We start from the raw sequence: 11,758 nt of genomic DNA on the forward strand, positions 1-11,758 counted from the left end.
TTTATGAAAATGTTCAAAGATAAAACTCCGGCAGCAGATATCAGCGCATTAATTCTCAATATTGGTTCTCAATTATATGCGTCCGTATCATATGTTCAGCAAACTTGCGATGAATCTGAACTTGATATTTATCGTTCCGCCGTTGGTGAAATTATGGGGCGCATGCTAATTGACATCATGAACCCCATCTATAAACAGCATCCCGAACTTAAACCAAAAGAACTTAACCGAACTTCACATCGCCGCTTCATTTTTCGCTCGTAGCTTCTTCGCCTGGCTTTCCAGCAACAGGTAACAGATCAGCGCCAGCAGCAGTGGGATAAAGTAATACAACACACGGTAAGCGAGTAGGGCGGCGATAATTGTGCCTTTGGATGTATGCTCCCCAGCCAGTAGCGCGATAAACACCGCTTCCAGCACACCAATTCCCGCCGGAATATGCACGATGACGCCAGCAATACTACTAACCAGCAACACGCCCAGTACAAAGAAATAGTTCACGCTTTGACCGAGTAACAGCCAGATAATCGCTCCCATTACCATCCAGTTAACGCTGGAAATCAGCATCTGGGCGAGGGCGAATTTCCATGAAGGCAGCATCAGCTTTTGCCCTTTGATGGTCATATGGCGGTGCTTCGCGAAAGCGCAAAACCCCAAATAAACCGCGATAATCATCAGTAAGCCAATGCCGAGAATACGCAGTGTAGTTTGATCGACATACCAGTGATCCGGCAACTCCACCACGCCTGCGGTAAAGATAATCCCCGCCAGCAAAATATAGCCCAGCCAGTTGGTGGTAATACTGAGCGAGAAAATCCGCGTAATAGTGCTACCGGGCAACCCCAGACGAGAGTACAAACGATAGCGCATACCAATGCCACCGACCCATGTACTGAGCGTCAGGTTGAAGGCGTAGCAGATAAACGACACCAGCATCACCTGGCGTTTCGCCAGTTTGTGACCGCAGTAAAAGCGGGCGAGCAGGTCATAGCAGCCGTAAATCAGATAACTGATGACCACCAGCCCAACCGCACTGAGCAGCGCAACGCGATTGTAGTCGCGGATGACCTTCCAGACCTCTTCCCAGTCCACCTTTTTGGCGTAGACCACCAGCAACACAATCACCGCGATAAAAAACAGCCAGGTGAGGATCTTCTTTGCTAAGCGCCAGCGCGGATGTGATTTACTCATCAGGGCTTCATCCCTGAACTTTCAGTTTCTACCCGATCCTGCGTTTCCATTGTCGGTTGTGCGGGGGGATCAACCTGCGCCAGATGTGGCGTGTGCGCCGGAAGCCAGCCCACCAGCGCCGGGAAGTGGCGTAAAAAGTGGAACGCCAGCACGCTTTTGGTCAGATTCCACCAGGTCCGTTTTGGCAGCATACTGTCATCCACTTGCTGGCAGTCGGCGGCGATAATGCCGTTCAGATTATCGCGCAGCGTCTGGTTAAAATGACGATCGTGGATGATGACATTTGCTTCGAGATTCAGCGACAAACTGAGCGGATCGAGATTACTGGACCCTACCGTCGCCCAGTGATCGTCCATCAATGCCACTTTGCCATGTAGCGGGCGGCGGCGGTACTCAAATACCTGAACGCCGCCTTTAACCAGATAGTTATACAGCAAGCGCGCACCGACTCTGACAATGGGCATATCCGGTTCGCCCTGAATGATCAGTTTGATCCGCACCCCGCGCCGTGCCGCTTTACGCAAGGCGTGTAAAAATCGATAGCCGGGGAAGAAGTAGGCGTTGGCGATAATGACTTCTCGCCGCGCCTGAGTGAGCATTTTCAGATAGTGGCGTTCGATATCATCGCGATGTTCTTCGTTATCGCGCCAGACCAGCAATACCTGCGCTTCTCCCGGCTGGTGGTTTTCTTCCGCTTTGTGATGACGTCGCCACCAGCGTCGGGCCGCGCTCTGTCCTGGCAGGTTTTCCAGCTCAAACTGGAGAATATCTTCGACAATCGGCCCTTCAAGGCGTACCGCGTAATCCTGTTTAGCCTCTGGACCGTAGCTGGACATATGCTCGGCGGAGTAATTCAGCCCGCCAATAAAGGCGATACGCGCGTCGATTACCACAATTTTGCGATGCATCCGGCGAAATACATTGGTGCGCATACCAAAAAGGCGAGGGCGGGGATCGTAGTAGCGGAACACCACGCCAGCTGCCGTCAGTTCATTGACAAACTCATCGCTGAGATCCGGCGAACCATAGCCATCCAGCAAGACTTCCGCTTTTACCCCGCGTTGCGCTGCTGCCAGTAGCGCCGCATGCAGCTGTTTGCCGACGTCATCCTCAAACCAGATAAACGTTTCAAGAATGATGCGTTCTTGCGCCTCGCCAATCGCCTTAAACACCGCGGGATAATATTGCTCGCCGTTTTCCAGCAACTGGATCTTATTGCCTTCGCGCCAGCTACATTTCATAAATGAATCTCCGCACTTAAAGGGGCATGATCAGAAAGGTGTCGCCATGTCCGCAGCGGCAACGCGGTTGGCGCGCTGGCGCTGGCATTTTTGACGTAGATCCTGTCCAGTCGTAGTAGAGGAAATTGCACCGGAAACGTGCGCGCCGGGCGTCCGTGGGCGCGGGTAAAAATCTCATCCAGCCCGGCCTGCACTTTTAACGGATGATTAGCGTTTTGCCGCCAGTCGTTGAAATCACCCGCCACCAATACCGGTTCGCCGTCCGGCAGTTCATTCACCCATTCGGCGAGCATCGCAAGCTGCGCCTGACGGTGTGCCTCACGCAGGCCCAGATGTACGCACATCACATGAATCGCTTTCCCGGTCATCGGCGGCACAATGCGGCAGTAGAGCACGCCGCGCTTTTCCGCACCATCGACCGAAACATCACGGTTTTCATAATGTTCAATGGGATAGCGTGACAGTATGGCGTTGCCGTGATGCCCTTCCGGATACACAGCATTGCGACCGTAGGCAAAATCGCTCCACATTGTGTCGGCGAGAAACTCGTAGTGCGAGGTATCGGGCCAGTTTTCCACATGCAGCGGATGAACTTCGTGCGCGCCCATCACTTCCTGCAGGCAAACTATATCGGCGCTGACGGTGCGCACGGCGTCGCGAAGTTCCGGCAAAATGAAGCGTCGGTTAAACGCGGTAAAGCCTTTGTGAATATTGATGGTGAGTACCTTGAACGAAAAGTGTTGTGTTTGATCGGGCATAATTTTCCCGTTTTGGCCTCTTATCTCATTGAAATAGTGTAGTCGGCGTCACAAAAAGGTGCGGTCTTACGGAATTTTCCGTAAAGTTCGGTACTCTGAGTAAGTAGAGATAAATTCTTCAGGAGAGAAGCCATGAAGTGGCAACAACGTGTTCGTGTCGCAACTGGCCTAAGTTGCTGGCAGATTATGTTGCATTTACTGGTAGTGGCGCTGCTGGTGGTGGGCTGGATGAGTAAAACTCTGGTTCACGTCGGCGTGGGATTATGCGTGCTGTATTGTGTCACCGTGGTAATGATGCTGGTGTTTCAGCGTCACCCCGAGCAACGCTGGCGTGAGGTGGCGGATGTGCTGGAAGAGCTGACCACCACCTGGTATTTTGGCGCGGCGCTGATTGTGCTGTGGCTGCTGTCCCGCGTACTGGAAAATAACTATTTGTTGGCCGTTGCAGGGCTGGCGATCCTTGCCGGCCCGGCGGTAGTGTCGTTACTGGCGAAAGATAAAAAATTACATCACCTTACGTCTAAACATCGCGTACGCCGCTGACCCGGTTGTGGCCGTTATCACCAGTAGCGGCCACAAACTGTTCCACACAATATCCAGACTCGCATCCTTCAAGTAAATCTGCTTGGTAATGTCCGTAAAGTGGCGAATAGGGTTAATCCACGTCAGGTTTTGCAGCCATACTGGCATGTTTTCCACCGGCGAAACGTAACCGGAAAGGAGAATGGCGGGCATCATAAAAACAAACACGCCGATAAACGCCTGCTGCTGTGTTGAACAGAGTGATGAAATCAACAGACCGAATCCCACCAGCGATAAACCGTAAATCACCATCGTAAAGTAGAACAGCGCCAGCGATCCGGCGAAGGGGATTTGATACGCCCAGATACCAATCGCCAGCACAATGGTGGCCTGGAAGGTGGCGACAATTAATGCCGGTACGGCTTTGCCGATGAATATCTGCCAGGTGGTGAGCGGCGAAACCAGCAACTGATCGAGCGTACCTTGTTCACGTTCGCGGGCGACAGAAAGTGAAGTGACGATCATCACGCCGATAGTGGTGATCATGGCGATCAGCGACGGCACCACAAACCATTTGTAGTCGAGATTCGGGTTATACCAGTTGCGTACTACCAGCTCGCTGTTGTTGGGTTTCGGTTTTCCTTCCAGCAGCTCCTGCTGATAATTTTTGACGATCTGTTGCAGATAGTTAGCGGCAATTTGCGCACTGTTGGAGTTACGCCCGTCGAGGATCAACTGCAACGGCGCGGTCTGGAAGGTATCCAGTTTGCGCGAGAAGTCAGCCGGGAAACGTACCAGTAGTAACGCCTTTTGCGTGTCGATGGTCGGGCGGATCTCCTGCGGGCTTTTCAGCAGCAGCACATGGGTAAAGGCGCTGGCGCGGGCAAAACGTTGAGTAAGCTCTACCGAGTGCTCGCCGTTATCTTCATCGTAGATGGCGATGGTGGCGTTAGTCACTTCCAGCGTGGCGGCGAACGGGAACAGGATCACCTGAATCAGCACGGGTAAAATCAGAATCGCGCGGGTTTGCGGTTCGCGCAGCAGCGACTGCAACTCTTTGCGGATTAACGTCCATAAGCGATGAAACATGCTCTTCTCCCTAATCCAGCCGACGTTTGGTTTTAAGCCATGTCAGGCCGATAAACATCACCGCCGAAGCGATCAAAAACAGCACGTTCACCACCAGCACCACTGGAATATTCCCGGCGAGGAACAGGCTTTGCAGGGTGCTGACGAAATAACGTGCGGGAATAATGTACGTCACCGCGCGGATCACCGCGGGCATACTGTCTATCTGAAATATAAAGCCGGAAAGCATAATCGACGGCAGGAACGCGGCGTTCAGGGCGACCTGAGCGGCGTTGAACTGGTTGCGGGTAATCGTGGAAATCAGCAGCCCCATCCCCAGGGTACTGAGTAAAAACAGGCTGGAGATAAAAAACAGAATCAGCAGCGACCCGCGATACGGCACGCCGAGAATAAACACCGACACCAGCATACACAGCAACATCGCCAGCATACCGAGAAAGTAATAAGGGATCAGCTTACACAGCAGCAGCTCCGTGCGGGTAATCTCCGTAGAGAGCAAAGCCTCCATGGTGCCGCGTTCCCATTCTCGCGCCACCACCAGCGAGGTGAGAATTGCGCCGATGACCGTCATGATAATGGTCACCGCACCGGGGATAATAAAGTGCTGGCTTATCGCCGCCGGGTTAAACCAGTAGCGGGTTTGTACATCAATAAGCGGTTCAAAAGTCTGCCCGTTATCCTCCGCTCGCTGCATTTGCCAGATCTGCCAGATCCCTTCGACATACCCCTGCACAAAGTTAGCGGTATTCGGTTCACTGCCGTCGGTGATCACCTGAATCGGTGCGGTGGCGTTGGCGCGCTCCATCTGTTCGGCGAAATCCACGGGAATAACCACCAGACCGCGAATTTTCCCCGCCTGCATTTTGGCGATCAGTTCCTGACGGTTATCGCTGATGGTGGCGTCGATATAGGGCGAACCGGTCATGGTGTGGGTGAAATCCAGCGCCGCTTCGCTACGCTGTTCCAGCAAAATCCCGACCCGCAGCTTGCTGGAGTCGAGGTTAATGCCGTAACCAAAAATAAACAGCAGTAGCAGTGGGATCACTACCGCAATCAGCCAGCTACTCGGATCGCGAACGATCTGCCGCGTCTCTTTAACGCACAGCGCCCGCACGCGACGCCAGGAAAGGATCGGATTACTCATTGCCATGCTCCTTATCCCAGTCGTGGATCAACTGAATAAAGGCTTGCTCCATAGTGGGATCGGGTTGCTCATCGTTGGCTGACTGCGCTTTCAAATCATCCGGCGTGCCGCTGGCGATTAACTTCCCACGGTACACCAGGCCGATGCGGTCGCAATATTCCGCTTCATCCATAAAGTGGGTGGTGACCATCACCGTGACGCCTTTCTCTACCATGCTGTTGATGTGCAGCCAAAATTCACGGCGGGTGAGGGGATCAACGCCGGAAGTCGGTTCGTCGAGAAACAGAATGTCCGGTTCATGCATCAGCGAACAGGCCAGCGCCAGCCGCTGTTTAAAACCTAATGGCAGTTCATCGGTCGCGTGGGAGGCGATACTTTTCAGGCCGAACGCCTCGCTCATACGGGAGATTTTTTCGTTCTGCGCCCGACCGCGTAAGCCATACACACCAGAGAAAAAGCGTAAATTCTGTTCGACCGTCAGGTTGCCGTAGAGCGAAAACTTTTGCGCCATATAGCCGAGATGCTGGCGCGCTTTACCAGAACTCTCTTTCAGATCCATCCCTAGCACTAGCGCCTGACCAGAGGTCGGCACCAGCAAACCGCACATCATCTTAAAGGTGGTCGATTTACCCGCGCCGTTTGGCCCGAGCAAACCAAAAATCTCCCCACGTTTAACGGCAAAGTTGACGTGATCGGTGGCGGCAAAATCACCAAATTTCTTGGTCAGTTCTTTCGCTTCGATCACCGTCTCGCCGGGTGTGCCTTCTACCGTATGTAATATTGCGCCCAGCGGCGATTCCGAGGTTCCGGCACCGCCCAGCAAATCGATAAACGCATCTTCAAAGCGGGGCGTGGTTTGGCTGATGTCGATTTCCGGCATCCCGTCGGCGTGGCGAACATCGTCGGGCGTGGCCTCTTTTTTGAGGATCAGGCGTACCGATTTCCCCTGGATCATGCCGTCGCTGACCTGCGGTAGTTTCAAGGCGCGTTGTAGCAGTTTGCGGTTGCCCTCGTGCGGGCTGGTCATCAGAAAGCTGCGTCCGGCCATGGTTTGCGTCAGGGCCGTCGGTTCTCCCTGATACAGCAGCTCGCCTTCGTTCATCAGTAACACGTCACGGCACTGCTCGGCTTCGTCGAGATACGAGGTGCTCCAGAGGATTAACATCCCTTCGCCCGCCAGCTCATGCACCATCTGCCACAGTTCGCGCCGTGAGATAGGGTCAACGCCGACGCCGGGTTCATCGAGCAGCAACACTTTCGGTTCGCCCACCAGGGTACAGGCCAGGCCGAGTTTTTGCTTCATCCCGCCGGAGAGCTTGCCCGCCAGGCGTCCGGTAAACGGGCCAAGAGACGTAAACTCCAGCAGGCGAGCAAAAGTCTGCTTCCGCGCTTCACCGGTGACGCTGCGCAAATCCGCGTACAGATTGAGATTCTCCATCACCGTGAGATCTTCATACAGACCGAATTTCTGCGGCATATAGCCGAGCACGGCGTGCAGCGCAGCGTCGTTTTTGATCGGATCAAAGCCAATCACCGTGGCACTGCCGCTGTCGGGTTTCAGTAATCCCGCCAGCATCCGCATCAGCGTGGTTTTGCCCGCACCGTCCGGCCCCACCAGCCCCGTCACATAACCGGCATGAATGGTACAATCGAGCGGCGCGACGGCGGGCTTGTCCATGCCCGGAAAGCGTTTTTCCAGGCCGTTCAGCGTGATAACGGCATCATTCATGTCCTGCCTCGTTACCGAATTGCACCGTCACCGGCATTCCCTGGCGTAACGCATCATCGGCGTCGGTCACCACAATACGCAGGCGATAGACGAGGTCGGTACGCAGATCCGGCGTTTCGACGGTTTTCGGGGTAAATTCAGCAGTCGGCGAAACGAAACCAATCTGCCCGTGATAGGGCTTATTCGGGCGACCATCGGTATAGAGCAGCACTTTGCGCCCCGGCTGGGCCTGGTCAAGGTTACGTTCATCAACATAAGCGCGCACCCACACCGGACGCGTTAGTGAAACGGTAAACACCGTGCCACCTTCATTAAGCACCGTGCCTGGCTCCACCGCGCGGGTTAACAGCGTGCCATCAGAGGGGGCGACCAACGTTGAGTCCTGTAAATTCAGCTCTGCCTGCGCCAGTTGCGCCTGCGCCTGTTCGAGGCTGGCTTTCGCCTGGGCGATGTCCTGTTCACGGTTACCGGAACGGTACTGACGCAATTTATCCTGCGCTGATTTCAGCGTTGCCTGGGCCTGGTCGCGCGAGGAGCGGGCATTTTCCAGGTCATTTGCCGAAATGGTGCGGCTTTTCCACAATCCTTGCTGACGAGCATAGAAGTTCTGCGCATAGTCATAGGCGGCTTGCGCCTGTTTCACCGCTGCGGCGGCTTGAGCGATTTCTTCATCGCGATACCCGGCAAGCATCAGGTCATACTGCGCCTGCGCCACCGAAACGCCCGCTTTCGCCTGCATCAGGGCAATCTCATACGGCTTGTGATCCAGCTCGCCCAGCACCTGACCCGCTTTGATCGCATCACCTTCGTCCACCGCCAGCGATTCAACGCGACCACCGACACGGAAACTCAGATTTACGGTGCGAATATCCACATTGCCATACAGCGTCAGGCCGTTATCCTGGCGGCTTTGATACCACCAGTAGCCTCCGGCAATCACGGCGGCAAGTACCACTACCGCCAGTCCAATCACGACAGGTTTTTTCATCACTACAAACTCCTTTGCGATAATCCTTGCAAAATCAGGTCGATATGACAGGTTACCGTCTGGTTAATCAGTTCGGTCTTTTCTTCATCGAACGCAGTCCAGCCGGTACGTAACAGAATCGTTTCTTTGCCGAGACGAAACGCCAGAATCTCGCCAATCAACGCATGGGTATGAAGGATCATGCGGGTGTCATTGGCGTCGCAGCCGGTCCAGGCGGCAATCAGGCGTGTCAGGTGGCTGTGTAGCGGACTAATCACCTGTTCGTGCACCAGGTGGTAGGCTGCCGTGGGAGAGAGCTGCTCACGGGAGATAAACTTGCTGAGGTTGACGGTGTCATCCTGGGTGAGCAGTTGGATCATGTTCCTGCAGGCGCGAAGGATCAGTTCGCGGATAGCGGCGCGATCCGGCTGTGGTTGTGCGAACAAGCGTTCGGCTTCCTCGGCGTGCGGACGGAACTGCTCGCCAATAAAATCGGCAATCCACTGGGCGCAGGCGAGGTACAAATCTTCTTTCGAACCGAAGTAATAGGTAATGGCAGCGATATTCTGCCCGGCCTGGGCGGCGATATCGCGGGTGGTGGCGTTCATTCCATACTCACCAAACTGTGCCAGTGCCGCAGCAATCAGCTGTTTTTTCGCCTGTTCACCTTTGGTTGTCATGGCAGGACTATTCATAGCACAGCCCATTCTTAATCAAATGATTGATTAAGATTATGACTCATTTTTAGCGTTGTCCAGTATGACCAAGAATTTTAGCAACGCCAGTCACAGGGATAATTTATGCGCTGTGTCACAAAAACTGCTACACTCCGCTCCCTCATGACATTGTGGTTTTTGTCATTTTCCTTTTCAGTATCTCCCTGAAAACTACACCGGTAACGGTCGGGGCGGTTCGGAGTAGTTATGTCTTTCGATTCTTTGGGTTTAAGCCCTGATATCCTGCGCGCCGTTGCCGAGCAAGGTTACCGTGAACCCACCCCTATTCAGCAGCAGGCGATCCCTGCGGTGCTGGAAGGCCGCGACCTGATGGCCAGTGCCCAGACCGGCACGGGCAAAACAGCGGGCTTTACGTTGCCGCTACTACAACACCTGATTTCCCGCGAGCCGCACGCCAAAGGGCGTCGTCCGGTTCGTGCGCTGATCCTTACCCCGACCCGTGAACTGGCGGCGCAGATTGGCGAAAACGTCCGTGATTACAGCAAATACCTGAACATTCGTTCGCTGGTGGTGTTTGGTGGTGTCAGCATTAACCCGCAGATGATGAAACTGCGTGGCGGCGTTGATGTTCTGGTGGCAACGCCGGGGCGTTTGCTGGACCTGGAACATCAGAATGCGGTGAAGCTGGACCAGATAGAAATCCTCGTCCTCGATGAAGCTGACCGCATGCTCGACATGGGCTTTATCCACGATATCCGTCGCGTGTTAACAAAACTGCCAGCGAAGCGCCAGAACCTGTTGTTCTCCGCGACCTTCTCTGACGATATTAAAGCCCTGGCGGAAAAACTGTTGCACAACCCGCTGGAAATCGAAGTGGCACGCCGCAATACCGCGTCTGATCAGGTGACCCAGCACGTTCACTTTGTTGATAAGAAACGCAAACGCGAATTGCTGTCGCATATGATTGGTAAAGGGAACTGGCAGCAGGTGCTGGTGTTTACCCGTACCAAACACGGCGCTAACCATCTGGCTGAACAGCTCAATAAAGATGGCATCCGTAGTGCGGCGATCCACGGCAATAAATCGCAAGGTGCGCGTACTCGTGCGCTGGCCGATTTTAAATCGGGCGATATTCGCGTGCTGGTGGCAACTGACATCGCTGCGCGCGGTCTGGATATCGAAGAGTTGCCGCACGTCGTCAACTATGAACTGCCAAACGTACCGGAAGATTATGTCCACCGTATCGGGCGTACCGGTCGCGCGGCTGCTACCGGTGAAGCGTTGTCGCTGGTGTGTGTTGATGAACACAAACTGCTGCGTGATATCGAAAAACTGCTGAAAAAAGAGATCCCGCGCATTGCGGTTCCGGGCTATGAGCCGGACCCGTCAATCAAAGCCGAACCAATCCAGAACGGTCGCCAGCAACGTGGTGGCGGCGGCGGTCGTGGGCAAGGTGGTGGTCGCAGTCAACAGCAACCTCGCCGTGGGGAAGGTGGCGCAAAATCTGCAAGCGCGAAACCTGCAGAAAAACCCTCTCGTCGCCTCGGCGATGCCAAACCGGCAGGCGAGCAACAACGTCGCCGCCGTCCGCGTAAACCTGCCGCTGCGCAGTAATCTTTTGATGCCGGGCATAGCCCGGCATCAGGCTGATGAACAAACGCAAAACTGCCTGATGCGCTACGCTTATCAGGCCTACGTGAACTCTGCAATATATTGAATTTGCATGCTTTTGTAGGCCGGATAAGGCGTTTACGCCGCATCCGGCATTTCACAACAAGCACTTGTCAGCAATTTGAGAACACGGGAAAAAATTTCTCTGTTTTACCGCCCATAAGCCACCCGAGACGTTACTTCTCTATAGCCAATTGTTCGCGCAACTCCATTAAAAGGTAGCCCAGTCGATTCTTGCCCTTACCATTACCACCGTCTCCCCAGTAAGCATCATTTTCCGTATGCTCAACCAGTTTTGCGGGCGCGGTTGCCAGCAAGAGCGCACGCAGTTCTGCATGCTGTTCGAATTTAGCGCGAAGTGCTTTTCGCATCACCTGTTCTTTGACCGACTCCCAGTTTTTACGCAGAGGCTTAGAACGATCGCGCCCCATGCGTGCGGCGACCATAGGGGAAGAAACCCGACGGATCTCTTCGCGGTATTTTTCATCAAGGAATTTTTGTGCCTGAAAATAGTGTTCTGAGGTGGGCCAGGTTTTCCCGTCAACCTTGATGGGCCAGGCGGCAAAGTTAGAAAAATCACCGTAGTCATCGCCGGTGCTGTAGAAATTTATGATGGTGTCTTGCATGACGTGTTGGATCCTTTGTGCTCGAACGGGCATTAAACCGCATTATGTTGATGGTTATTGCGAGCCGCTTTCCAGAAACAGAAAAACCATTACCCCTGAAAACCGAAAAATGCCACAATATTGGCTGTTTATACAGTATTTCA

At 54.0% G+C, this 11,758-nt stretch carries 12 protein-coding genes and 1 pseudogene; 3 read left to right on the top strand and 10 right to left on the bottom strand.

Features of this window, described 5'->3' with window-relative positions:
- Positions 1 to 9 precede the first annotated feature (9 nt).
- Complete coding sequence (locus FEK47_RS03750; RefSeq protein WP_135486472.1) at positions 10 to 264, top strand: hypothetical protein; 255 nt, start codon at positions 10 to 12, stop codon at positions 262 to 264.
- On the opposite strand, the gene FEK47_RS03755 is transcribed toward FEK47_RS03750, so the two are convergent.
- The 3 genes from FEK47_RS03755 to FEK47_RS03765 are packed head-to-tail and all read right to left on the bottom strand — an operon-like array spanning position 235 to position 3,190.
- Positions 235 to 1,191, bottom strand: a complete 957-nt coding sequence (locus FEK47_RS03755; protein ID WP_135486471.1) for a YbhN family protein — start codon at positions 1,189 to 1,191, stop codon at positions 235 to 237. The two genes, FEK47_RS03750 and FEK47_RS03755, sit on opposite strands and share 30 nt — an antisense overlap.
- Positions 1,191 to 2,432, bottom strand: coding sequence for a cardiolipin synthase ClsB (clsB, locus tag FEK47_RS03760; RefSeq protein WP_135486470.1), 1,242 nt, complete (start codon positions 2,430 to 2,432; stop codon positions 1,191 to 1,193). Before clsB ends, FEK47_RS03755 begins: the two co-directional genes overlap by 1 nt.
- On the bottom strand, positions 2,429 to 3,190 hold the full coding sequence (locus FEK47_RS03765; RefSeq protein WP_135486469.1) for an endonuclease/exonuclease/phosphatase family protein: 762 nt from the start codon (positions 3,188 to 3,190) through the stop codon (positions 2,429 to 2,431). The genes clsB and FEK47_RS03765 overlap by 4 nt, the downstream gene beginning before the upstream one ends.
- 132 nt (positions 3,191 to 3,322) lie before the next feature.
- Here FEK47_RS03765 and FEK47_RS03770 point away from each other — a divergent pair, with 132 nt between their 5' ends.
- Entirely contained in the window at positions 3,323 to 3,733 is a 411-nt protein-coding gene (locus FEK47_RS03770; protein ID WP_025237330.1) for a YbhQ family protein, read from the top strand.
- Here FEK47_RS03770 and FEK47_RS03775 read toward each other — a convergent pair.
- From FEK47_RS03775 to cecR, 5 genes are read right to left on the bottom strand one after another with little or no spacing between them, the layout of a single operon-like run.
- Complete coding sequence (locus FEK47_RS03775) at positions 3,695 to 4,801, bottom strand: ABC transporter permease (RefSeq protein ID WP_000469031.1); 1,107 nt, start codon at positions 4,799 to 4,801, stop codon at positions 3,695 to 3,697. The genes FEK47_RS03770 and FEK47_RS03775 overlap by 39 nt on opposite strands.
- A gap of 10 nt (positions 4,802 to 4,811) precedes the next feature.
- A complete protein-coding gene (locus FEK47_RS03780; RefSeq protein WP_000070131.1) occupies positions 4,812 to 5,945 on the bottom strand; it encodes an ABC transporter permease in 1,134 nt (377 codons plus the stop codon).
- Positions 5,938 to 7,674 carry an ATP-binding cassette domain-containing protein gene (locus FEK47_RS03785; RefSeq protein WP_135486468.1) on the bottom strand — a complete coding sequence of 579 codons (1,737 nt, stop codon included), beginning with the start codon at positions 7,672 to 7,674 and terminating at the stop codon, positions 5,938 to 5,940. The genes FEK47_RS03780 and FEK47_RS03785 overlap by 8 nt, the downstream gene beginning before the upstream one ends.
- Positions 7,667 to 8,662 (bottom strand): secretion protein HlyD, encoded by a 996-nt coding sequence (hlyD, locus tag FEK47_RS03790; RefSeq protein WP_130205709.1) that lies wholly within the window; start codon positions 8,660 to 8,662, stop codon positions 7,667 to 7,669. Before hlyD ends, FEK47_RS03785 begins: the two co-directional genes overlap by 8 nt.
- Before the next feature lie 2 nt (positions 8,663 to 8,664).
- Positions 8,665 to 9,336 carry a DNA-binding transcriptional regulator CecR gene (cecR, locus tag FEK47_RS03795; RefSeq protein ID WP_024191852.1) on the bottom strand — a complete coding sequence of 224 codons (672 nt, stop codon included), beginning with the start codon at positions 9,334 to 9,336 and terminating at the stop codon, positions 8,665 to 8,667.
- Positions 9,337 to 9,564: 228 nt separating this feature from the next.
- On the opposite strand from cecR, the gene rhlE reads away from it, so the two are divergent.
- A complete protein-coding gene (rhlE, locus tag FEK47_RS03800; protein ID WP_135486467.1) occupies positions 9,565 to 10,932 on the top strand; it encodes an ATP-dependent RNA helicase RhlE in 1,368 nt (455 codons plus the stop codon).
- Between the two features lie 52 nt (positions 10,933 to 10,984).
- Here rhlE and FEK47_RS25640 read toward each other — a convergent pair.
- Together FEK47_RS25640 and ybiA are read right to left on the bottom strand one after the other, a co-directional pair.
- Positions 10,985 to 11,083, bottom strand: a pseudogene (locus FEK47_RS25640) (hypothetical protein); the annotation flags it as partial.
- 82 nt (positions 11,084 to 11,165) lie between these two features.
- On the bottom strand, positions 11,166 to 11,648 hold the full coding sequence (gene ybiA / locus FEK47_RS03805; protein ID WP_001145123.1) for an N-glycosidase YbiA: 483 nt from the start codon (positions 11,646 to 11,648) through the stop codon (positions 11,166 to 11,168).
- Positions 11,649 to 11,758: the final 110 nt, after the last annotated feature.

Source organism: Escherichia sp. E3659, from assembly GCF_005781135.1.
Lineage (GTDB): Bacteria > Pseudomonadota > Gammaproteobacteria > Enterobacterales > Enterobacteriaceae > Escherichia.